General features: G+C 59.9%; 19 protein-coding genes and 1 tRNA gene. 8 read left to right on the forward strand and 12 right to left on the reverse strand.

What is annotated here, in order from left to right; all coding sequences use genetic code 11:
* Positions 1 to 171: 171 nt before the first annotated feature.
* A complete protein-coding gene (locus tag FH061_RS06635; protein ID WP_151634254.1) occupies positions 172 to 621 on the reverse strand; it encodes a hypothetical protein in 450 nt (149 codons plus the stop codon).
* A gap of 195 nt (positions 622 to 816) precedes the next feature.
* Positions 817 to 2,271 (reverse strand): Ppx/GppA phosphatase family protein, encoded by a 1,455-nt coding sequence (locus FH061_RS06640; protein ID WP_151634256.1) that lies wholly within the window; start codon positions 2,269 to 2,271, stop codon positions 817 to 819.
* A gap of 305 nt (positions 2,272 to 2,576) precedes the next feature.
* Between FH061_RS06640 and FH061_RS06645 the strand changes: the two genes are divergently transcribed.
* Positions 2,577 to 3,089, forward strand: coding sequence for a polyhydroxyalkanoate granule-associated phasin (locus tag FH061_RS06645; RefSeq protein WP_151634258.1), 513 nt, complete (start codon positions 2,577 to 2,579; stop codon positions 3,087 to 3,089).
* A gap of 109 nt (positions 3,090 to 3,198) precedes the next feature.
* On the opposite strand, the gene FH061_RS06650 is transcribed toward FH061_RS06645, so the two are convergent.
* A tRNA-Ser gene (locus tag FH061_RS06650) sits at positions 3,199 to 3,289 on the reverse strand.
* Between the two features lie 288 nt (positions 3,290 to 3,577).
* Here FH061_RS06650 and FH061_RS06655 point away from each other — a divergent pair.
* Positions 3,578 to 5,479 (forward strand): GGDEF domain-containing protein, encoded by a 1,902-nt coding sequence (locus tag FH061_RS06655; protein ID WP_404822428.1) that lies wholly within the window; start codon positions 3,578 to 3,580, stop codon positions 5,477 to 5,479.
* A 69-nt stretch (positions 5,480 to 5,548) separates the two neighbouring features.
* Here the strand turns inward: FH061_RS06655 and serS are convergent, their stop codons facing one another.
* The 4 genes from serS to FH061_RS06675 form a co-directional block, all read right to left on the reverse strand.
* Positions 5,549 to 6,844 carry a serine--tRNA ligase gene (gene serS / locus FH061_RS06660; protein WP_151634260.1) on the reverse strand — a complete coding sequence of 432 codons (1,296 nt, stop codon included), beginning with the start codon at positions 6,842 to 6,844 and terminating at the stop codon, positions 5,549 to 5,551.
* 176 nt (positions 6,845 to 7,020) lie between these two features.
* On the reverse strand, positions 7,021 to 8,316 hold the full coding sequence (locus tag FH061_RS06665; protein WP_151634262.1) for a replication-associated recombination protein A: 1,296 nt from the start codon (positions 8,314 to 8,316) through the stop codon (positions 7,021 to 7,023).
* 136 nt (positions 8,317 to 8,452) lie between these two features.
* Positions 8,453 to 9,112: an outer membrane lipoprotein chaperone LolA gene (gene lolA, locus FH061_RS06670; RefSeq protein WP_192804956.1), complete on the reverse strand. Its 660-nt coding sequence runs from the start codon at positions 9,110 to 9,112 to the stop codon at positions 8,453 to 8,455.
* A gap of 19 nt (positions 9,113 to 9,131) precedes the next feature.
* Positions 9,132 to 11,474 (reverse strand): DNA translocase FtsK, encoded by a 2,343-nt coding sequence (locus FH061_RS06675; protein ID WP_151634266.1) that lies wholly within the window; start codon positions 11,472 to 11,474, stop codon positions 9,132 to 9,134.
* Between the two features lie 265 nt (positions 11,475 to 11,739).
* Between FH061_RS06675 and trxB the strand changes: the two genes are divergently transcribed.
* The 3 genes from trxB (at position 11,740) to FH061_RS06690 (ending at position 14,311) form a co-directional block, all read left to right on the forward strand.
* On the forward strand, positions 11,740 to 12,696 hold the full coding sequence (trxB, locus tag FH061_RS06680) for a thioredoxin-disulfide reductase (RefSeq protein WP_151634268.1): 957 nt from the start codon (positions 11,740 to 11,742) through the stop codon (positions 12,694 to 12,696).
* A 111-nt stretch (positions 12,697 to 12,807) separates the two neighbouring features.
* Positions 12,808 to 13,446, forward strand: a complete 639-nt coding sequence (locus tag FH061_RS06685) for a Smr/MutS family protein (protein WP_192804945.1) — start codon at positions 12,808 to 12,810, stop codon at positions 13,444 to 13,446.
* Between the two features lie 262 nt (positions 13,447 to 13,708).
* Entirely contained in the window at positions 13,709 to 14,311 is a 603-nt protein-coding gene (locus tag FH061_RS06690) for a trimeric intracellular cation channel family protein (RefSeq protein WP_151634270.1), read from the forward strand.
* Between the two features lie 186 nt (positions 14,312 to 14,497).
* Here FH061_RS06690 and FH061_RS06695 read toward each other — a convergent pair whose 3' ends face one another.
* A complete protein-coding gene (locus FH061_RS06695) occupies positions 14,498 to 14,836 on the reverse strand; it encodes a P-II family nitrogen regulator (protein WP_151634272.1) in 339 nt (112 codons plus the stop codon).
* Entirely contained in the window at positions 14,833 to 14,964 is a 132-nt protein-coding gene (locus tag FH061_RS31460) for a hypothetical protein (RefSeq protein ID WP_264158729.1), read from the reverse strand. Before FH061_RS31460 ends, FH061_RS06695 begins: the two co-directional genes overlap by 4 nt.
* Before the next feature lie 354 nt (positions 14,965 to 15,318).
* Here FH061_RS31460 and FH061_RS06700 point away from each other — a divergent pair, with 354 nt between their 5' ends.
* Positions 15,319 to 16,455, forward strand: a complete 1,137-nt coding sequence (locus FH061_RS06700) for a GNAT family N-acetyltransferase (RefSeq protein ID WP_151634274.1) — start codon at positions 15,319 to 15,321, stop codon at positions 16,453 to 16,455.
* Positions 16,456 to 16,504: 49 nt separating this feature from the next.
* Positions 16,505 to 17,557 carry a serine/threonine-protein kinase gene (locus FH061_RS06705; RefSeq protein ID WP_151634276.1) on the forward strand — a complete coding sequence of 351 codons (1,053 nt, stop codon included), beginning with the start codon at positions 16,505 to 16,507 and terminating at the stop codon, positions 17,555 to 17,557.
* 7 nt (positions 17,558 to 17,564) lie between these two features.
* Here the strand turns inward: FH061_RS06705 and FH061_RS06710 are convergent, their stop codons facing one another.
* Entirely contained in the window at positions 17,565 to 19,172 is a 1,608-nt protein-coding gene (locus tag FH061_RS06710; protein ID WP_151634278.1) for an HDOD domain-containing protein, read from the reverse strand.
* A 201-nt stretch (positions 19,173 to 19,373) separates the two neighbouring features.
* Positions 19,374 to 20,264, reverse strand: coding sequence for a LysR family transcriptional regulator (locus FH061_RS06715; RefSeq protein ID WP_151634280.1), 891 nt, complete (start codon positions 20,262 to 20,264; stop codon positions 19,374 to 19,376).
* Positions 20,265 to 20,358: 94 nt separating this feature from the next.
* Between FH061_RS06715 and FH061_RS06720 the strand changes: the two genes are divergently transcribed.
* Entirely contained in the window at positions 20,359 to 21,240 is an 882-nt protein-coding gene (locus FH061_RS06720) for an EamA family transporter (protein WP_151634282.1), read from the forward strand.
* 60 nt (positions 21,241 to 21,300) lie between these two features.
* Here FH061_RS06720 and ppa read toward each other — a convergent pair whose 3' ends face one another.
* Positions 21,301 to 21,843 carry an inorganic diphosphatase gene (ppa, locus tag FH061_RS06725; protein ID WP_151634284.1) on the reverse strand — a complete coding sequence of 181 codons (543 nt, stop codon included), beginning with the start codon at positions 21,841 to 21,843 and terminating at the stop codon, positions 21,301 to 21,303.
* Positions 21,844 to 21,971: the final 128 nt, after the last annotated feature.

A 21,971-nucleotide genomic window follows, 5' to 3' on the forward strand; every position in this document is an offset into this window, starting at 1 on the left:
GGTTCATCTTTGACAACAAGAGGGCTCGATATTCCTTGGAGGACATCGACAAACATTGACCCTGCGGAGCGCCGCACTGTCAATGAGTGTCAATGCCTTTCAATACCCGTCATTGCGCTGGCGACCGGCCATAGAGCACAGGCCGGTCGGGCTGAAATCACCCATTCGCCGTCACTTTGATTTTTTCGGACGACCTGTCTTCAGCGCCGGCAGCGTCTCCAGGACTTCCTTCAGCCTGGTCGTATCCAGCTGGCGGATCAGCGCCACGCCGACACGCAGCAATTCGCTCTTCTTGACTTCGAAACCGGCTTTCAGACAGTCTTTCTTGACCTGGCCGAGCACCGCATATTCAGCTTCGGGCATGGTGAAACTGTCCCTCACCAGTTTCGGTTTTTTCGGCTTTTCCTTTTCTTCATGCTTGGCCGCCGGCTCCTTGGCAGGCGGCTTCACGGCCGCCTTGGCTGCTTTGGCCGGCTTGGATGCGGGTGCATCGCCGGTAGTGGCCGGTACTGCCAGCAATGCTCCCGCCGGTTTCTTCGCGAGCTCCGTCTTGTTTTTTGCCGCCGCGCTTGAAAGCGGCTTGACGGTCGGTGCGGATGAGGAGGCTGCCTTTTTTGTCATTGTCTTCCCTTATTTCACTTAACGGTGTAAATAATTTATACCGTTTATACCCTTTGTGCAACTATGCACGCGAAGTTTCCGGCGGATCGGGCATGGGCGGGCCGCCGGACCGCCAGGCAAAGGGTGACTGGCAGATGACCGAGCGATGGCCGGCCAATGGCTGGGCGAAATCAGCCGCCCGGCAAAGGGCGTCCCTCAGCCACTGACCTTGACATTGAAATCCATCCCGACTTCGCCCCAGGCACCGCGCTCCTTGTCGAGCCAGTAGGAAAGCGTCCTGTGTTCCGCAAGCCATGCATTATCCAGTTCGAGTTCGATCCGGTTCTTCATTCTCACGCGCAGATGGCTTACATCGGCATCGATGCGGGAATGCATCAGCATCGCGGCCAGTCTCAGAGCCAGTACGGCTTTCGCGAAATCGCCGTCCTGCAAGGCATCGCTGACTTTTTTCAGGTTGCCCTTCTGCGCCAGGATCAGCATGCTCATGAAGTGCTGTTCGCGCGTGGTGAAACCGGGAAGATCAGCGTTTTCCACCATGTACGCGGAGTGCTTGTGGAAGCCGGTGTGCGATACCGTAAGTCCGATTTCATGCAGCAGCGAACTCCAGTACAGATAGCGCGCATACACATCCGACTCGGGTTTGAGCTGCTGGAACAGCGTGGCGGCGGTATTGGCCACCCGCACGGCGCGGCCCTCGTCGGCCTGGAAACGCCGCATGAATTCATGTGCGGACTGGTCGCGCCGGTCGCGGCGCGTCGCCCGCAGTTCGAGGTCCCACAGCACGCCCATGCGCAGTCCCGCGTCGACTGCCGTCATGGAGGGAACGCCGATTTCCTGCATGACGCCGATGAGCACCGAGAGGCCGCCCACCATCACGATGACGCGTTCCGGCTTGATTCCAAGGAGGCCGATCCTGCTGACATGGCCGTAACCGATCAGCAGGTTCTTGAGCCTCTCCAGATTGTTCAGGGACATTGTCCCGTCGCCGATGCCGTTCTTGGCGATCACGTCCGAAATGGCGCGCATGGTGCCGGAAGAGCCATAGGCGGCGCGCCAATGCTTCGGATGATACGGCGTGGCCGCATCCTCGAAATAAGTGCGCGCCGCGAGAATCGCGGCATCATAGGCGGCGGCATCAATGCGGCCTTCCGGGAAAAAGGTTTCACTCTGTCGCACCGTTCCTATGCCATAGGAATCGACATGCACGATCTCGGCGCCATGACCGAGGATGAGTTCGGTCGAGCCGCCGCCGATATCGATGACGAGACGCCGCTCCTTGCTGGCCAGCATACTGGCCACGCCCATATAGATCAGCCGCCCCTCCTCCTCGCCGGAAATGATTTCGATCGGATAGCCGATGGCTTCCTCGGCATGAGGAAGAAACTCCGCCGCATTTCTGGCGATGCGCAGGGTATTGGTTGCGACGACCCGCACGGCATCGAGCGAGAATTCCCCGAGAATAGTCCGGAAATTGCGCAGGCAGGCAAGCGCCGTCTGCATGGCTTGCGGCGTCAGGTTGCCGTCCTTGTCCAGGCCGGCGCCCAGGCGGATCGGATCGCGCGCGGTTTTCAGGATGCGAATGGATTCACCGTCGTGCTTGCCGATATGCAGCCGGAAGCTGTTGGAGCCAAGATCTACCGCAGCAAACATTTTTTATTCCTTTTCTAAACTGCGCTCTGGAACCGCATGGCGTGCAATGCAGGAAAGCCGGAAACGATATAAACCATATTCGTGGAATGTGACGCCGCCATGACATTGACGCTCCGCCGCTGATATGCCGGATATCGATCCGACAACGGAATGACATTATCTGTTCCGGGGTCCGGCTGCATGACAGAATTTTAACGAACTTCCCTTGCCTATTCTGCCTCAAAAGCAGAATTCCGCCGGACTTGGCGTCATGGCATTGCCCGTCCGGAAATCCCGTCAGACCTCTGCACTGAAAAGGTATGCTCATGTCCGTACGCCGATTGCACTACCCCGCCGCCAATCCCCTCCTGGTCTGGTCTCAGGTTGCCTTGAAAACCGGCGAGATGCTGTTTGCATCGGCGCAGGTCATCAGCCATCGGACAGGACGGATGGCCATGGCCGGACCGATGCCCAATGCGAGGGACCGAAAGGAGTTCACCTTGATGGGGCAGGAAAAACTGGAAGCGGCGCAGGAATCTGCCGCGGCGATGGCAATGCGTCTCTTTGCAATGCAATCCCGGATGGGAAGTGCGATGCTGGAACAGTGGGCTGCAAGTGCAGGCTTGTTCTGGCGGCTGGCATTGAATCCGGCGATGGCCGCGTCTCTTGGCGGCCAGGCAAAATCCTGGCAGGCGGTGGCTGCCGCTCCTTTGGCGGCATGGTCGCGCACCTTCGGGTCGGTGGCTGAACTTGCCCAGCATGGCCTCAAGCCGGTACATTCACGGGCCACGGCGAATGCCAGACGACTGGCGAAAGTTAAACTGACGCCGCCTCGCTAACCGGCCTTCGGACCGCACAGGTTCAGGACAGCAAGGAACCAGGCCTGAAAAAAATAAAGCCGCTTATCGCGGCTTTATGTACATCTAACGTTTTTTATTATTGTGAGTTTGGCGGAAAGGGAGGGATTCGAACCCTCGGTACGGGGATACCGTACGCCTGATTTCGAGTCAGGTACATTCGACCACTCTGCCACCTTTCCGTTTTGGGTCGTCTTGCTGCGGTTGGAGCCGCAGAGCACGAAATTATAGCAGACACCTTTTGCGAACGGTATAGATTTTATGTGCGGCCTGGAAATTCCTAGGCGCGATCCCACCCGCCATTCGTTTTCCCTCTTATCTTTCTCTTAATCATCGTCCTGTCATAAACAGTCACTATTATTTGCCCAGCAAGAAAATCTCTTCACGACCAAAGAAAAAGAAAGACTGTTTTGAGCATGCTTTCAAACTCCATCGCGGCATGTGACGCAATGGGACAGGGATATCCGACCATGACAGCTCTCGCATCCGGGATGATCGGTGCCGCCCCGCTCATCAATGACGCCGCACCGTTGCGCCTCCAGCGCCATGCCGTCAACGGCCGGGGTGAAGAAGCAGGCCAACAGTTGGAAAACAGGGACGCCATGCTGTTATCACGCTTGAACGAAATCCTCAGCCAGCGCCAGTTGACGGCGCTTTTCCAGCCCATCATCGATATGCGAAGAGGCATGATCGCCGGTTATGAGGGCCTGATCCGCGGCCCCTCTGACAGCCCCCTGCACTCGCCGATGAATCTGTTCAAGGTGGCGCGCGCCAATAACCTGAGCGTGGAAGTCGAACACATGTGCCGCCGCATCGTGCTGGAACGATTCGCGGAGCTGGGCCTGCCGGGAAAACTTTTCCTTAACGTCAGCCCGGAAATGCTGCTGCTGCCGCACGCGCGTCATGGCGAGACGCTGAGCTACATCGATGAACTCGGCATCAACCCGGCCAAGGTCATCATCGAGCTGACCGAGAACCAGCCGACGTATGATTACGATCTCCTGCGCGAAGCCGTGATGCACTATCGCGGCATGGGATTCGAGATTGCCATCGACGATCTGGGAGAAGGTTTCTCCAGCCTGCGGCTGTGGTCGGAATTGCGCCCGGAGTACGTGAAGATCGACATGCATTTCGTGCAGGGCATCAATCAGGATCCAGTCAAGCTCCAGTTCGTGCGCTCGATCCTGGAAATCGCGCTGGAATCCGGCAGCGTCACGATCGCCGAGGGGATCGAGACACAGGCGGAGCTGCTGCTGCTGCGCGATCTCGGCATTGCCTATGGCCAGGGATACCACATCGCCCGGCCCAATCCGCATCCCGGCGCGGAAATCCCGAATGAAGTCGCCTCGGCCCTGCAACGCAACGGCGTCGCCGTCTATCCGCACAAGGGCGCGTTCGAATACAACGTCGTTACCGCCACAAAGCTGCTGCGACCGGTGCCCACCGCGAATCCGGTGATGACCAATACCGAGGTCTACGACATGTTCATCGCCGCGCCGGATCTGCAAACGGTGCCTGTCGTGCAGGACGGCATTCCGGTCGGACTCATCATTCGCGCCAACCTGATCGACCGCTTCGCGCGCCTGTTCTCGCGCGACGTGTACGGCAAGAAGCCCTGCACCACCTTCATGGACCCCTACCCGCTGATCATCGACAAGGGCACCAGCCTGCAGGAACTGAGCCGGATGATGGTGGAGGCAGATCATCATCATCTATCCAATGGTTTCATCATTACCGATGAAGGCCGCTATATCGGCATGGGCACGGGGCAGGACCTCATGCGCGAGATTACGCAGATGCAGATCAATGCCGCGCGCTATGCCAATCCATTGACGCTATTGCCCGGCAATGTGCCGATCAACGAGCACATCGACAGATTGCTGCAGAGCGGTGCCCGCTTCTATGCCTGCTATGCGGATCTGGATCACTTCAAGCCTTTCAATGATGTCTACAGCTATCGCAAGGGCGACGACGTGATTCAGCTGACCGGAAGAACCCTGGCCGAACATTGCGATCCGAACCGGGACTTCATCGGCCACATCGGCGGTGACGATTTCATCATCCTGTTCCAGAGCGAGGATTGGGAAGACCGCTGCCGCCGCATACTCGATTCCTTCAGCATCGCCGTCAGGGAGCACTACAGCCGGACCGACAGGGAAAACGGCGGCTATGTCAGCGAGGACAGGCGCGGGCGCAGGGTCTTCCATCCGCTGATCAGCCTGTCGCTGGGACTGGTGAAAGTCGAGCCGGGGAATTTCCTGTCGCATCACCAGATTGCCGCCGCGGCAGCGGATGCAAAGAAGCAGGCGAAAAAAATCCCCGGCAACGCCTTGTTCGTGGAGCGTCGCCAGGGACTGGCATTGGAAAGCTGAGCCTTGCTGTGTTCTTACCCGTATTCCGCTGCATGAATGCAGCGGAATACGGCGTGGCCGACGGCTTGCTCAGGCGGCGGGGCTGATGCGCTTGATGCCGCCCATGTAAGCCTGCAGCGCTTCGGGAATCTCGATGCTGCCGTCGGCTTGCTGGTAGTTTTCGAGGATGGCTACCAAGGTACGGCCGACAGCAAGCCCTGAGCCGTTGAGCGTATGCACCAGTTCCGGCTTGCCCTGCGCATTGCGGAAGCGCGCCTGCATGCGCCGCGCCTGGAAGGCTTCGCAATTCGATACCGAGGAAATTTCGCGATAGGTGTTCTGCGCGGGCAGCCATACCTCGAGATCATAAGTCTTGGCCGCGCCGAAACCCATGTCGCCGGTGCACAGCGTGATCACGCGGTATGGCAGGCCGAGCTTCTTCAGAATATTCTCCGCATGCCCCACCATTTCCTCGAGCGCCTCATAGGACTTCTCGGGATGCACGACCTGCACCATCTCGACCTTGTCGAACTGATGCTGGCGGATCATGCCGCGCGTGTCGCGGCCATAGCTGCCCGCTTCGGAACGGAAGCAAGGCGTATGCGCGGTCATCTTGAGCGGCAGCGCATCGGCGGCGACGATTTCGTCGCGCACCATGTTTGTCAGCGGCACTTCGGAGGTGGGAATCAGGTAGAGCGATTCGCCCTCGCCTTCCTGGCCTCCCTTTTTCACGGCAAACAGGTCGGCCTCGAATTTCGGCAGCTGACCGGTGCCGCGCAGAGAATCGGCATTGACGATATACGGCGTGTAGCATTCGGTATAGCCATGCTCGCCGGTGTGGGTGTCAAGCATGAACTGGGCGAGCGCCCGGTGCAGGCGGGCAATGCCGCCCCGCATCACGGCGAATCGCGAGCCGGTGAGCTTGGCGGCGACATCGAAGTCCAGGCCGAGGCCTGCGCCGACATCGACATGGTCCCTGACTTCGAAGTCGAAGCTGCGCGGCGTCCCGACCTTTCGCACTTCCACATTGCCGCTTTCATCCTGGCCCACAGGAACCGACTCATGCGGCAGGTTGGGCACGGCGAGGATGAATTCGCCCATTCTTGCCTGGATGGCGTCGAGGCGCTCGGCGGACGCTTTCAATTCATCCCCGATGCCAGCCACCTCCGCCATCACCGCGGAGGCATCCTCCCCCTTTCCCTTCAACATGCCGATCTGCTTGGACAGGGTATTGCGCTTGCCCTGCAGTTCTTCGGTACGGGTCTGTATCTGCTTGCGCTCGGCTTCCATCGCGTTGAAGGCGGCCGTATCGAGCTGGAATTTGCGCGCGGCAAGACGGGCGGCGACATTGTCGATGTCTTTGCGGAGGAGTTGGATGTCGATCATGGGAAATGCCGAAGTCTGAATGCGAAAAACGCCATTGTACCAAGCGCGCAGGGTTTTCCCGCCGGATCGGCAAGCCGATGGACTTGAGCCTCGCCAATCAAAGCCGACTCTTCCATCCGGCACCCAGCGTCCCCTCGCCAGTACTCCGCCGCAATAGCGATGGCGGCTTGCCTCGCTTATTTCTTTTCGTTCTTCCTGGCTTCCCGGTCGAGGGCCCGCAAATGGTTGAGCTTTTCACCGATCTTGCCCTCCAGTCCGCGCGGCGTCGGCTGATACCAGCCAGGCTCGCGCATGCCATCCGGCAGGTAGGTTTCTCCGGCCGCGTATGCATCCGGTTCATCATGCGCATAACGGTAAAGCTTGCCATAGCCGAGTTCCTTCATCAGCTTGGTCGGCGCATTGCGCAAATGCTCGGGCACCGGGCGCGACTTGTCCTTGGCGACGAAAGCACGGGCCGCATTGTAGGCGTTGTAGACGGCGTTCGACTTGGCGGCGCAGGCCAGATACACGACGGCTTCGGCAAGCGCCAGTTCTCCTTCCGGCGAACCGAGGCGTTCATAGGTCTCAGCGGCATCGAGCGACAGGCGCAGGGCGCGCGGATCGGCAAGACCGATATCCTCCACCGCCATGCGGATGACGCGCCGCGCCAGGTAACGCGGGTCGGCGCCGCCGTCGAGCATGCGCACGAACCAGTACAGCGAGGCGTCCGGATTCGATCCGCGCACGGATTTGTGCAATGCCGAGATCTGGTCATAGAAGGCATCGCCGCCCTTGTCGAAGCGGCGCAGGTTCTCCGCCAGCGCGGTCGCCAGCAGCGCTTCATCGACCTCCTGCTGCCCGCCGGCGGCGGCGGCGCGGGACACGATTTCGAGATTGTTCAGCAGTTTGCGCCCGTCGCCGTCGGCACTGGCGATCAGCGTCGACTTGGCCTCGGGCGTGAAGTCGAGCCCATCCAGCTCCTGGATGCAGGCGCGGTCCACCAGCGCGTCGAGATCGTCGTCGCTCAGCGACTTCAGGACATACACCGCCGCACGCGACAGCAGCGCGCCGTTGACCTCGAAGGAGGGATTCTCGGTGGTTGCGCCGATGAAGGTAAAGAGGCCGCTCTCCACGTGGGGCAGGAAGGCATCCTGCTGGCTCTTGTTGAAGCGATGCACCTCGTCGACGAAGAGAATGGTGCGCCGGCCCGAGTTCGCGCGGACAACCTGGGCGCGCTCGACCGCTTCGCGAATATCCTTGACGCCGGACAGGACAGCGGACAGGGCAATGAATTCGGCATTGAAGCTGTCGGCCATCAGCCGGGCAAGCGTGGTCTTGCCCACGCCCGGCGGACCCCACAGGATCATGGAATGCGGTTCGCCGGATTCGAATGCGACGCGCAGGGGCTTGCCCGGGCCGAGCAGGTGCTGCTGGCCGATCACATCGTCAAGCGACTGGGGACGGAGCCGTTCGGCGAGAGGAATGTTGTTCATTTGTCTGGACGGGTTGAGCCCGCCTTTCTTCTTGTCAAAGGCGGCCGCTGGTATTTGCAGGTGTTCGCAGCTGTTTGCTAAAGCATTCAGGTCTTGCGATCTCTGCCACTGTCATCGGCCGCCGGCGTTGAGCAATCTACTGCTGGAAGACGTCGGCTCCCTTGGGCACGGTGAAGCGGAACTGGTCGGCGGCCATCGGCGGGTTCTTTTCAAACTTCCTGAATGAGAGCAGTGATACCTGGCCGAAGCTGTCGCGCAGTTCCATTGCCACCGGCACGCCATCCTTCAGGCCGATGCCGATGCGCTCGAAGGTGGTGTCCTTGGATTTCGGCGTGGCTTCCAGCCATTCCAGGCCGTCCTTGGTGCCGGCCTCCTTCAGGGTGAAATTCTTCTCGAGGTCATTGCTGCCGAACAGGATGGCTGCAGGAGAAGAGCCGAGCGCGTTGCCCAGCGCCCTGACCGTCACCTGGTTCAGGTCCTTGTCATAGATATAGAGTTTTTCACCGTCGGCCTGCAGCTGCTGCTCGTACGGCTTCTGATAAGTCCAGATGAAGCGGCCTGGCCGCGCAAACAGGAAGGTGCCGCTGGATTCGTTCGACACCTTTGCGCTGCCGTCCGCCATCTTGACCTGGCGCTGGGTGAATTCGCCCTTCGCCGACTTGGTCGTGCCGACAAAGGACTTGAACTGTTCGAGTGCAGCGGCATGGGCCAAGGCAGGAACCGCAAAAGCAAAAGCCGCCAGCAGGCGGGCAGCCTTTGTTACCGTTTTGAATGGCGATGTATCGGATCGGGTCAATCTGTTCAATGTCGTTGTCCTATTCCTGAGTCGTTCCCGCCGGCACAAGGATCTCGCGGTTGCCGTTGGATTGCATTGTGGAAACCAGACCGCTCTGTTCCATCTGTTCCAGCAGGCGGGCAGCGCGATTGTAGCCGATGCGCAGGTGGCGCTGGACCAGGGAGATCGATGCCCTGCGGTTCTTCAGCACGACGGCGACGGCCTGATCATAGAGATTATCGGATTCGCCGCCGCCCGCGCCGGCGCCTTCACCGCCAGGCACGGCATCTCCGCCCTCCTCGGCAATGCCTCCTTCTAGGATTCCCTCTATGTAATTCGGTTCCCCCTGGGCCTTGAGGTGTTCGACAACGCGATGCACCTCGTCATCCGAGACGAAGGCGCCGTGCACGCGCACCGGCAGGCCCGTACCCGGCGGCATGTAGAGCATGTCGCCCATGCCGAGCAGTGTTTCGGCGCCCATCTGGTCAAGGATGGTACGCGAGTCGATCTTGCTGCTGACCTGGAATGCAATGCGCGTCGGGATGTTGGCCTTGATGAGGCCGGTGATGACGTCGACCGATGGCCGCTGGGTCGCGAGGATCAGGTGAATGCCGGCCGCCCGCGCCTTCTGGGCGATACGGGCGATCAGTTCCTCCACCTTCTTGCCCACCACCATCATCAGGTCCGCCAGCTCGTCGATGATGATGACGATGGTCGGCAGCTTTTCCAGCGGTTCGGGCGCATCCGGCGTCAGGCTGAAGGGATTGGGGATCTTCTGTTCGGCCTTCTCCGCTTCAGCGATCTTGTTGTTGTAGCCGGCGAGGTTGCGCACGCCCAGCTTGGACATCAGCTTGTAGCGGCGCTCCATCTCGGCCACCGCCCAGTTCAGCGCATGGCCGGCCTGTCGCATGTCGGTGACCACCGGCGCCAGCAGGTGCGGAATGCCTTCGTACACCGACATCTCCAGCATCTTCGGATCGATCAGGATCATGCGCACATTGTTCGGATCCGACTTGTACAGCAGTGACAGGATGGTGGCATTGATACCCACCGACTTGCCGGAACCGGTCGTGCCCGCGACCAGCAGGTGCGGCATCTTCGCCAGGTCGGCAACAATGGGATGGCCGGCGATGTCCTTGCCGAGCGCCACCGTCAGGCTGGAGGCGCTGTCGTTATAGACCTTGGAACCCAGGATTTCCGTCAGGCGCACGATCTGGCGCTTGGGATTGGGCAGTTCCAGGCCCATGTAATTCTTGCCCGGAATGGTTTCGACCACGCGGATCGAAGTCAGCGACAGCGAGCGCGCCAGGTCGCGCGCCAGATTGACGATCTGACTGCCCTTGACGCCGGTCGCGGGTTCGATTTCGTAGCGGGTGATCACAGGGCCGGGATAGGCCGCGACAACCTTCGCTTCCACGCCGAAGTCCGACAGTTTCTTCTCGATCAGGCGGCTGGTGAATTCCAGCGTTTCGACGCTGACGGTCTCCTGCGCCGCAGGCGGCTCATCCAGCAAGGACAGCGGCGGCAGATTGGTGTCCGGCAGGTCGGCGAAGAGGGATACCTGCTTTTCCTTTTCCACCCGTTCCGACTTCGGCACGGCCACCACCTGCGGCTCGATGCGGATCGGCGGCGCCTCGACGATCTTGGCCCGTTCCTGCACCACCACTTCTTCCCGCTTTTCGGCGGCAACCTGGCCGGCCTTGCGGTCTTCCCTTGCCCAATACAGGGTCTGGATGCGGGTGGCGGCAATCTCGATGACCGCGCCGATACGCTCGGCGACATTCAGCCAGGACACCTGGAAGAACAGGCTGAACCCGACGCCGAACAGCAGCAGCAGGAACAGCGTCGCGCCAGTGAAACCGAAGGCCGCCTGAGCGGCGGCGCCGATCAGTTCGCCCAGCACGCCGCCGGGCGCGCGCGGCAGCTGCGCCTTCAGCGAATACATGCGCAAGTGCTCGATCGCGACACTGCCCAGCAGCATCAGGACAAAGCCGACCGCACGCACCCACACTTCATGATGATGCTCGGGCTCGGGCTCGATCTGGAGAAGAAAACGCTGCGACAGCCGGCGATAGCCCTTCCAGACCGAGCGCAGCAGGAACACGCAGCACCACCATGCCGAGATGCCGAATATGAAAAGCATCAGGTCCGCCAGCCAGGCGCCGATGCGTCCGCCCCAGTTGCTGAGGTGCGAAACGACGTTGGCTTGCGACCAACCGGGATCGGTTTTCGAATATGTCAGAAAGATAATGATCAGGTAGACGGTGACGACGGTCAGCAGGAACCAGCGCGCTTCGGACAGCAGCCGCACCAGCCGGTTGGGCATGGGATTGGTTTCCGTCGGTTTGGTGTTGCGGGTATAGGCTTGGCTTGTTCGGGTCATAACACGGGACAATTCTGGAATGCCGTCTGGGCGGGGAGGCGCGGAATCGGGCGACGCTCGGACCCGCAAGGCAGGTTCGTCTATAATCTTAACCAGTTTTTCGGGTGCAATACTGATACGCCATTGAAATTTTGCCTTTTGGCGACATATCCGTGCTGTGAGCAGCGCGGCGATGCCTTCTGGCCGGCGCCGGCCGCTCAAAACTCGCAACTCAAGACTTGAAATCTCGAAGCCTGTCTGTCAATTCCTTACTCTGCACACTGCTATGGCAACCACCAAACACGCCCATGTACTGATTATCGGCTCCGGGCCCGCCGGTTACAGCGCCGCCGTCTATGCCGCACGCGCCAACCTGAAACCGGTGCTCATCACCGGCGTTGAACAAGGCGGCCAGCTGATGACCACGACCGACGTCGAGAACTGGCCGGGCGACCCCATGGGCGTGCAGGGTCCCGAACTGATGCAGCGCCTGCTGCAGCATGCGGAGCGCTTCAATACCGAAATCATTTTCGATTATGTCCACACCGCCAAACTGAACGAGAAGCCGATGCGGCTGATCGGCGATTCCGGTGAATACACCTGCGACGCGCTGATCATTGCAACGGGCGCCTCGGCCCAGTATCTCGGCCTGCCGTCGGAAGAGCTCTTCATGGGCAAGGGTGTGTCCGCCTGCGCCACCTGCGACGGCTTTTTCTACAAGGGCCAGGAAGTGGCCGTGGTCGGCGGCGGGAACACCGCGGTCGAGGAAGCGCTCTATCTGTCTAATATTGCAACCAAGGTAACGGTCATTCATCGCCGCAACAAGTTCCGCGCGGAGCCGATCCTGATCGACCGCCTGATGGCCAAGGTTGCGGAAGGCAAGATCGAGGTCAAATGGGACCACACGCTCGAGGAAGTGCTCGGCGACGACAGCGGCGTGACAGGCATCAGCATCAAGTCGACCAAGGACGGCGGCATCAGCAAGGTCAATGTGCACGGCCTGTTCATTGCGATCGGCCACAAGCCGAACACCGGCATCTTCGAGGGCCAGCTTGATATGCATAATGGCTACATCAAGACGAAGACCGGCCTGGAAGGCATGGCAACCGCGACCAACATTCCCGGCGTGTTCGCAGCCGGCGACGTGCAGGACCATGTGTACCGGCAAGCCATCACCAGCGCCGGCACCGGTTGCATGGCGGCACTGGATGCCCAGCGTTACCTGGAAAGCCTGGAAGCGTAATTCCGTGGCACGCTCGGGCGTGCCGGACGTTGGCATCAAGCTGCAGAATCCGTGTCCGTCGGATGCCTTTTACGCTTTACACCGATGAACACGGACAAGGATATACCCATCATGGCTGGCCCCATCAAGGATTTCGCGGCGCTGAAAACGCTGCGCACACAAATCAAGGCCCAGGAAGAAGCCCGCAAGGCGGCGGAAGAAGAGCGCCTGCGCCGGGAGAAGGAAAGCCGCCGCGATGCCGATCTGTTCCGGCGCGCCATCGGTGACGTTGCTCCCCTCCCCCGCTCGGACAAAGCCGAGCTTGCCCCGCCGCGGCCCTTGCCGATCGCCAACCAGCATCTCGCCGACGAACAGGCGGCGCTGGAAGAATCCTGGTCGGATGAATTCAATGTGGATACCCTGCTCGACACCGACGAAGCCCTCAGCTACGCGCGCAGCAACATAGGGCGCGATACCTTGAGCAAGCTGCGCCGCGGCCACTGGGTGATCCAGGCACAGCTCGACCTGCACGGCATGCGCCGCGAGGAAGCCCGGGAAGCGCTGGCGGAATTCCTGCGCCAGGCCGTCAAGCGCGGCACGCGCTGCGTGCGCATCATCCATGGCAAGGGCCTCGGTTCGGTGAACCGGGAACCGGTGCTGAAGAATAAGGTACGCAACTGGCTGATCCAAAAGGAGGAAGTGATCGCCTTTTGCCAGGCGCGCGCCGCCGACGGCGGCGCCGGCGCCCTGGTGGTGCTGCTCAAGGCATGACGCCTGGCTTGCACCGATTCCATTCGGTCACATGAAACCGCGTCTTTTCCGGCTGGCTGCCTTGCGCTCGCCATTCAATATTCCGAGAGCAGTTTCCACCTGAGCTGCCCTACCTTGCCGGGCAGAAAACCATCGATCTCATTTGGGAGTGCAATGACTTGAGATCGGCATGACTGCAGCCGGCAGCGTATCCGCTTTTTCCTGTTTGCATTCCCCCGCCGCGCCATTATCATGCCGACACCTCTTATTTCGGATTGCGCGCATGTCACTGATCAAGGCACTTGAAATCATCGCCATCCTGGTAGGCGCGTTTTCCGGCTTCATTGAAGCACGCAGGAAGCGCATGGATGTGGTGGGAATCTTCACCATTGCCTTCATCACCGCGTTTGGCGGAGGCACCCTGCGCGACATCCTGCTCGACAAGCGGCCGCTGTTCTGGGTGACCCACCAGGAGTACGCGGTTCTGATTTTCGTGCTCGCCTTGATTTCGGCACCGGCGATACGGACCCTGCGCCGGGTCATCTCCGAGCGTCTTATCATCATCGCCGACGCACTTGGCCTCGGCCTGTTCTCGATAGTCGGAGTATCGGAGGCACTGGCGGCCGGCATGCCGCTCTTCATTGCATCCATGATGGGAGTCATCACGGGCATATTCGGCGGAATTCTGCGCGACATCGTCTGCAATGAAGTGCCGATGGTGCTGCGGGACGGCAGGCCTTATGCCATCTGTTCGTTTGCGGGTTGCTGGATGTACCTGCTGATGCAAAAGGTGGGCATTCCGCCGGATTTTGCACTGTGGACCAGCGCCATGTCGATTTCACTCGCGCGTATTCTTACCTGGCACAGGGGTGTGCGGCTGGACTGATCCGCCGCAGCGAGGGGAATAGCTCGACCCGGGAATTTTTTGTCAATGCCCGCCTGCTCCTGTCAAACAGCAGGAGCGGCAAGCACTGCGTAAAAAATCGACGAGGCCTATGCGGTGTTTGATAAGCTGCCGTGTGGCCCGGAATGCCGACCCGCTCGCGACGCTTATCCAACACGGCTTGATACCTTATACGGCGTCCGGACCGGTTTCACCGGTGCGGATACGGATGACCTGTTCAACGTCTCGCACGAAGATCTTGCCGTCGCCGATCTTGCCCGTACGCGCCGCCTTGATAATCGCATCCACTGCCTGATCCACTTGCTTGTCGTCGATGACAGCCTCGATTTTCACCTTCGGCAAGAAGTCAACGACATACTCGGCGCCACGATACAGCTCAGTGTGCCCTTTCTGCCTTCCGAAGCCCTTGACTTCGGTAACCGTCAGGCCCGTGACGCCAATTTCGCCCAGAGCCTCGCGCACTTCATCCAGCTTGAAAGGTTTGATGACTGCAGTAACCAGCTTCATAACAGCTCCTTCATGTATAAATCGTTCAGATTGATTTGATATTGTGCGCAATCGCCCCCTGCCTTTGCAATGCCGCGGCTGTCGGCAGCATTCCGGTACGGCAGCGGCTCGGTTGATCCTGCAATCATTGCGTTTGCTCTGATATCTGCTACCACGACATCACAACACAACTAGCCGTACCACGTTCTTCCAGCGAAGATACACGAGAGACGTTCCGGTGTCCTTGATTCCCGCAAACCTGCCGTGTCCTGTTCGAGGTCCTCCCGCAAGGCCGCGGCGAAAGCCGGCCCCCTTGAACTCGAAGGGCTCGTCAGGCTCTTAAAACTGCCTGATGTTTTTTGCGTACAATGAACCGAAGTCAATCTTGCTGTTGTCATGGAAGCAAATCTTGCAACACATCATGCGCTAGCACTACATGAGCCGACTTCCAAAGTGCTTGATGAAAAGCTGCCGCCGGTGGACGAAATATTGAAATTCTCATAGTGAATTATCGCACGCAAATTGTTTCTTCTCTCTCGGAAATAGGACGAGACGCCTGGGATGATCTGGTGAAAAGCCAGGAAGATTCCAATCCCTTTCTCTCCTTCGCTTTTCTTGACGCCTTGCATGAATCAGGCTCGGCTTCGGCAAAATCCGGATGGCAGCCGCAATTCCTTCTGCTGCAGTCTGAACACCGGCTTGAAGCGGCAATGCCGCTCTATGTGAAAGCCCATTCGTACGGGGAATATGTATTCGACTGGGCATGGGTGGATGCTTACCGCCGCAACGGCCTGGCCTATTATCCGAAACTGCTGTCGGCCATTCCGTTTACACCCGTATCCGGCAACCGGCTTCTGGCGCGCTCCGCTGAAGCCGGCGCCGCGCTGGTGCAGGCGCTGCTTGAAGTGCAGCAGACGAATGAATTCTCTTCCACCCATATCCTGTTCCCGCCCGAACAGCAGGCACATGTCCTGCAGGAGGCAGGCTTCATGCTGCGTTCCGGCGTACAGTTCCACTGGCTGAACCAGGGATACCGCGACTTTGAAGAGTTCCTGTCGACGCTGGACCGCAAGAAGCGCAAGAATATCCGCGCCGAACGCCGCAAGGTCGAGGAAGCCGGAGTGCGCTTTCGCCAGATTCGAGGCCTGGATGCAAGTGAAGCTGACTGGCGATTCTTCAAACGCTGCTACGACCATACCTATGCGGAGCATTATTCGACTCCTTATCTGAATCTCGACTTTTTCCGCCGCATCGGCGCCGACATGCCGCGCAACATCTTGCTGGTACAGGCTGAACGCGATGGCAGGCCGATCGCCTCGTCCCTGCTGATCCATGACGACAAGACGCTTTACGGCCGTTACTGGGGATGCATCGAGCATCTGCCCTGCCTGCACTTCGAAACCGCGTACTACCAGCCGCTCGAGTTCTGCATCGCCAACCGGATCGAATGCTTTGAAGGAGGCGCTCAGGGGGAGCACAAGATGGCGCGCGGATTCCTTCCTCAGAAAACCTGGTCCGCGCACTGGCTCGCGCATCCGGCCTTCGCGGATGCGATCGAGCGCTTCCTGGCCCAGGAGGCGGACGGCATCGATGCCTATATCGACGAGTTGAACGAACATAATCCGTTCAGGCGGTCATAGGCGCCTCCGCCCTTGCGCAAAACCGCACTTCACGGCATGCTTTCCCCTCATGCCGACGCCCTCTTCCTCTGCCTTCGCACCGAGCCAGCCCGCCAACAGCCGCATCGGCCGGTTCAGCGTGATTCGCGAGCTCGGCCGCGGCACCGCCGGCTGCGTCTATCTTGCGCATGATCCGGTCATCGACCGGGATGTGGCAATCAAGACCTTCAATCCACGCCTGAGCCTGTCGGAAAAGGCGCGCTTCGAGCAGCATTTCATCAACGAGGCGCGCGCTGCCGGGCGCCTGTCGCATCCGCATATCGTCACGATCTACGAAGCGTCCAGCGAAGCAGGAACGACTTACGTCGCGATGGAATACCTCGAAGGCAAGGAATTGCATCGCGTGCTTGAACAGGGGCGCCGCTTCAGCGCCGATGACACTGCCGCCATTGCATGGAAAGTCGCCGCGGCCCTTCACCATGCGCATCAGCGCAGCGTGATACACCGCGACATCAAGCCGTCCAACATCTTTCTCGCCGACGACGACCAGCCGAAGCTGATCGACTTCGGCATCGCCAGGGCGCCGAACCGGATTGCCGATCGCCTGGCATCACAGTACGAACCCTACACGATGGTGCGCGACAATGAGCTGCTGGGTACGCCGCAATACATGTCGCCGGAGCAGGCGGCGGGAAAGCCGGTGGACCATCGTACCGACATTTATTCGCTGGGCGCGGTGATGCATGAAATGCTGACCGGCCGGACGCCGTTCCATGCCGACCGCACAGACAGACTGCTGCAGCAGATCATTCACAAGGCCGCTCCATCGCCACGCGACATCAATCCGCGCGTGCCGGAGAAGCTGGCCGACATCGTCTCGAAAGCAATGCACAAGCGCCCAGAGAAACGCTATCAGGATGCCGACCAGATGGCGGTGGATATCAAGCGTTATCTTCTGAAGGAAAAGCGCGCACGCCAACGCATGCGGGAGCCTCTCGCCTCCGTCGAGGCACCATCGGCAAACCGGGTTGGCACGAATATCTCCCGCATGAGCGGCAGGAGCATCGCCGCCGCTGCAGCGTGCATGACGGCGGCCGCGGCGGCCTTCCTGCTGCTGCGTTGACCCCGCGTCATCTCTGCTGCAAGGCGGTAAGGATCTGCCCCTTGAGAGTCTTGATCAATGCCGTTTCATCGGTCGGCACGCCTTCGGGCGCGATCTGTTCGCGATCCGCATAGAACAGTCCGATCTGCTTCTTGTTCACCACCAGCGGCAGCACAATGAAACTGCGCGCATCCGGCAGCAGGCGCCGGTGCCAGTCGGGAAGCAGATTGCGGATCTTCGGCGCGCTCGCATCCGAAATCATCAGGTCTGCGTCATTTTCCATGGCGAGATGAAAAAGATCACGCGTCGATGCGCAGGGAAAAACAAAGCCGGCCTGGCGTTCCGCGTAGTTGTCGCCCATGGAGATCCGTGCCCGGAATTGGCCTGCCTGGGTATCCCGCAGGCAGATCGTCGCGAAACGGAAGCCCATGCTGCCGTACAGTGTCTCCAGTACGAGCAGCATCAGGTCATTGACCTTGCACCTGCCTGAAGCCATCATCTGCGTCACATCCTGGACGCCGGCCAGCAAGAGATCTCGCGCATTGAAAGGCTTGCCGCTGGCATGGCGCTGAACGGCCCGCAAGGAGGCAGCGTCGCCCGGCGCCGCCATCAACAGCTCGTCCGGCAGGCCGCCATCATCATCTTCTGCAGCGCCATCCATTTCCACCCCCACCGTGCCGGACTCTTCCTCGGACTGCATGGGCAGCTCCGCATTGCTGGCAAGCAGTCGTGTGTGTTCCGCGACGCTGGCGAACAACTGGATCAGCTTGGCATGATCGAGACCGAGGGCCTGACCGAATCGCGTGAGCACGGCCTTGCCGGCGGCCTCCTGCCCCGGATCATTCATTGCGGGAATCAGACGGGCCGAGGCGGAGCTGAACGCGGCCACCTGCTGCAGCCATTCCTGCCTGGCCTTGGCCGGCTTCAGCACGCCCGCCGGAGGAGATGCCAGCGCATGCACGATGGATTCAGGGATATTCCATTCACGCAGCACGGATTCGCCAAGCAGATCGAAGCTGCAGCCGAGCACCTGCATCGATGCCTGTGCCGGCGTGAATTTGCCGCTTTCCACCAGTTTCGCGATATCGCCGTAGAGCCGGTGATCGTGGGCAGCGACCAGCAGGCGGCCAATGTTCTTGAACAGCGATGCGATCGCCGCTTCCTCCGGATCCTTGTATTGACTGCGCTTGGCCATCTCGCGGCCGACAATGCTGGCGCACAAGGCATGATTGAGTTCGGTGCGGACATCCTTCGCATGCTTCGACGACATGCGGTCCACCAGCACCATGGCAAGCGCACTGGTCTTGACGACATCGAACCCGAGCAGGAAGATGGCCTTGGAGACCGTGGTGACGGTGGCGCCGGACGCTGTCCGGTAGGACACCGTGTTGGCGATCCTTAAGATCTTTTGGGTGAGAGCCGCGTCGGAAAGAATGAAGTGGGCAAGGTTCCGCACCGCCTCGTCATCCGACGATGTCATCTGCACAACCTTTGACACGGAGCTGCCTAGTGCCGGCAGATCCGCCTCGTCGCTGATTTTCTTCAGCAGACGGTCACGTGCCAGCAGCGCTGTGTCTTCCTGATTGCCGCCTGCGGCAAGGTCGGACCGGCCCTGGACCGTATTTTGGAAAACCACTTGAGGCTCCTGAGTATGCGTACGCCGATAAACCTATGATGACCCATAGCCTTGGAAATGTCGATGCCGGGTTGCATGGCGGCACGATGGTTCTGCAATCGTTATCGGCGCAGTCGGGGCGAAGTTGAGAGTTGGCGCACAGGCTTCCGCGCATTGATCCGCGCAGTCATCCATCCTGTGCCGAGTCCGGCAAGCGCATGCTCACGCAGCCTGCTGCAAGCCGTGTTCGACCGCATCGAGAAACAGCCTTACCTTGGAGGCGAGATAGCGGTTGGGGAGATAGATGCCGTACAGCCATTTTTGCGGCATGGCTTGATAATCGGGAAGCACCCTGACCAGCCGCTTCGTCGAGAGATCGTCTTCGATCATGAAGTCCGGAAGGAGCGCCACGCCCATCCGACGCAACGCGCATTGCCGTAGCCATTCGCTATTGCCGCAGCGCACCCGTGGACTGACCTGGATTTCCCGCACCTGCCCGTTGCGCCTGAAGATCCACATGTCGCGCGGCGACATTGCGGTATCGAAAAGACAATCCAGATTCGACAGGTCGCCGATATCCCGCAGCTTGCGCCGCTTCAGATAGTCCGGGCTGCCGACGAGACTCCAGCCGACGCGGCACAAGCGTCTTGCATAGACGTTCATCGGGATATCGTCGACAACTCGCAACGCGATATCGATCGACTCTTCGGCAAGGTCGAAAAACCGGTTGGACAGGATGAGGTCAAGCTCGATGTCGGGATATTTAGACATGAAGGACTCGACGATGTCGCCCAGACGCGCATTGGCGAGATTGGGAGGCGCGGTCACGCGCAGCATGCCCTGCGGCGATTCGTGACGCCGCAGCACCTCCTGTTCGGCGGCAGCAATATCCGAGAGGATCGCCTTGCAGCGCTGGTGGAAAATGTGCCCTGCCTCGGTCAGGCTGATGCTGCGGGTGGTTCGATGCAGCAGGCGCGAATGAAGCTCTTCCTCGAGCGCGCTGATCTGCTTACTAACATGGGAGGTCGACACATCAAGCCGCGCCGCAGCGAGCGAAAAGCTCATGGTGTCGGCTACCGCTGCGAATACGGCAAGGCGCTGGAGGTCGAACATTTTTTCCCAGTAAAAATAATCTGTTTCCAGATCCTACTTTAATCAATATCTGGAAACAATAGAATGCAAGACCGCCTCTCTCAAATGCGCTTCCATGAAGACTTTCGACATCTTCCTTGCTCTGCTGGTCGTTGTGATCTGGGGTTTCAATTTCGTCGTCATAAAGCTGGGCCTGCAAGGATTGCCGCCAATCCTGTTCACGGCGCTGCGCTTTCTCTTCGCGGCGCTGCCCCTGGTGCTCTTCATCAGACGGCCCGCCGTATCCTGGCGGCTGCTCGCCAGCTATGCCGCCTTCCAGTTCGCCATCCAGTTCAGTCTGCTGTTCTGCGGCATGAAACTCGGTTTCCCGCCGGGTCTGGCTTCGCTGGTGATCCAGTTGCAGGCCTTCTTCACGATCGGCCTGGCGGTCACGGTGCTAGGTGAGCGTCCATTGAAAATGCAGCTGGCGGGCGCGGCGGTCGCCTTTTCCGGCATGGCGCTGGTGGCATCGCAACTGGATGCGCGCGCCACCGTGCTCGGCTTTTTTCTGGTGATCGCGGCCGCCTTTTCCTGGGGCATCGGCAACATCTTCACCAAGCGCATGGGCAAGGTCGATGCGCTTGCCCTGGTCGCCTGGGGATCCTTGCTGGCCGCGCCGCCGCTGCTGGGCGTATCGCTGCTGGTCGAGGGGCCGGCGGCCATGGCGGCGGCCGTCGCTCAGCTGAACTGGCTGTCAGCCGGAGCGGTCTTGTACCAGGCCTATCCGACCACGGTTCTGGGTTTCGGCATCTGGTCGGTATTGATGCGCAGGTATCCAACTGCCACCATCGCGCCCTTCACCCTGCTGGTGCCCGTGATCGGCATGTTCAGTGCGGCGCTGGTGCTGGGTGAAGCACTGCAGTGGTGGAAAATTCTTGCCGGCGCATTGGTGATCTGCGGGCTCGCGCTGAACCAGTTCGGTCATCGTTTCGCGGCGAGGCTGGGCTTCGCAAAATAAAAAAGCGCACCTGCGGGTGCGCTTTTGCCAGAACGAATCTGATTTGCCAGACCGGGGCGATTACTCGTCTTTCTGGAGCTTTTCGTAAGCCGCGGCGGAACTCAGGATTTCCTTCCTGGCTTCTTCCGGACCATACCAGCCGTCGACCTTGACCCACTTGCCCTTTTCCAGATCCTTGTAGTGCTCGAAGAAATGCTGGATCTGCTGCAGGCGCAGGTCATTGATGTCTTCCGGCTTCTGCCAGTGCGTATAGATGGGAAGCACCTTGTCGACCGGAACGGCGAGAACCTTGGCATCGCCGCCGCCTTCGTCTTCCATCTTCAGCACGCCGACCGGACGGCAGCGTACGACAACGCCGGGAATCAGCGGGAAAGGCGTGACGACCAGAACATCGACCGGATCGCCGTCATCGGAAATGGTCTGCGGAATGTAACCGTAGTTGCAGGGATAATGCATCGCCGTGCCCATGAAACGGTCGACGAAAATGGCGCCGGTTTCCTTGTCCACTTCGTACTTGATCGGATCGGCGTTCATGGGGATTTCGATGACGACATTGAAGTCGTCCGGCAGACTGCGGCCGGCAGGCACTTGCTTCAGGCTCATGTTGCACTCTCAAAAGGTAAAAAAATCCGGAATCCGCGAATTATAGCGATATTCATCGCCTGCCTGCGGATGGCGACAGGGAGTTCCTGTGCAGCATCAAATGGCGGCAAGCATACCTGCCCTGGCTT

The sequence above is a fragment of the Noviherbaspirillum aerium genome, from assembly GCF_008929045.1.
Classification (GTDB): Bacteria; Pseudomonadota; Gammaproteobacteria; order Burkholderiales; family Burkholderiaceae_D; genus Noviherbaspirillum; species Noviherbaspirillum aerium.

Excerpts from the sequence above, each read along its gene's own strand:
- FH061_RS06645 (WP_151634258.1), top strand. The coding sequence starts at position 2,577 with ATGTCCGTACGCCGATTGCACTACCCCGCCGCCAATCCCCTCCTGGTC.
- FH061_RS06685 (WP_192804945.1), top strand. The coding sequence starts at position 12,808 with ATGGCTGGCCCCATCAAGGATTTCGCGGCGCTGAAAACGCTGCGCACA.
- ppa (WP_151634284.1), bottom strand. The coding sequence starts at position 21,843 with ATGAGCCTGAAGCAAGTGCCTGCCGGCCGCAGTCTGCCGGACGACTTC.
- serS (WP_151634260.1), bottom strand. The coding sequence starts at position 6,844 with ATGATCGACATCCAACTCCTCCGCAAAGACATCGACAATGTCGCCGCC.
- FH061_RS06675 (WP_151634266.1), bottom strand. The coding sequence starts at position 11,474 with ATGACCCGAACAAGCCAAGCCTATACCCGCAACACCAAACCGACGGAA.
- FH061_RS06665 (WP_151634262.1), bottom strand. The coding sequence starts at position 8,316 with ATGAACAACATTCCTCTCGCCGAACGGCTCCGTCCCCAGTCGCTTGAC.
- FH061_RS06640 (WP_151634256.1), bottom strand. The coding sequence starts at position 2,271 with ATGTTTGCTGCGGTAGATCTTGGCTCCAACAGCTTCCGGCTGCATATC.
- FH061_RS06705 (WP_151634276.1), top strand. The coding sequence starts at position 16,505 with ATGCCGACGCCCTCTTCCTCTGCCTTCGCACCGAGCCAGCCCGCCAAC.
- FH061_RS06635 (WP_151634254.1), bottom strand. The coding sequence starts at position 621 with ATGACAAAAAAGGCAGCCTCCTCATCCGCACCGACCGTCAAGCCGCTT.
- FH061_RS06655 (WP_404822428.1), top strand. The coding sequence starts at position 3,578 with ATGACAGCTCTCGCATCCGGGATGATCGGTGCCGCCCCGCTCATCAAT.
- FH061_RS06720 (WP_151634282.1), top strand. The coding sequence starts at position 20,359 with ATGAAGACTTTCGACATCTTCCTTGCTCTGCTGGTCGTTGTGATCTGG.
- FH061_RS06715 (WP_151634280.1), bottom strand. The coding sequence starts at position 20,264 with ATGTTCGACCTCCAGCGCCTTGCCGTATTCGCAGCGGTAGCCGACACC.
- FH061_RS06690 (WP_151634270.1), top strand. The coding sequence starts at position 13,709 with ATGTCACTGATCAAGGCACTTGAAATCATCGCCATCCTGGTAGGCGCG.
- FH061_RS31460 (WP_264158729.1), bottom strand. The coding sequence starts at position 14,964 with ATGATTGCAGGATCAACCGAGCCGCTGCCGTACCGGAATGCTGCCGAC.
- FH061_RS06695 (WP_151634272.1), bottom strand. The coding sequence starts at position 14,836 with ATGAAGCTGGTTACTGCAGTCATCAAACCTTTCAAGCTGGATGAAGTG.
- trxB (WP_151634268.1), top strand. The coding sequence starts at position 11,740 with ATGGCAACCACCAAACACGCCCATGTACTGATTATCGGCTCCGGGCCC.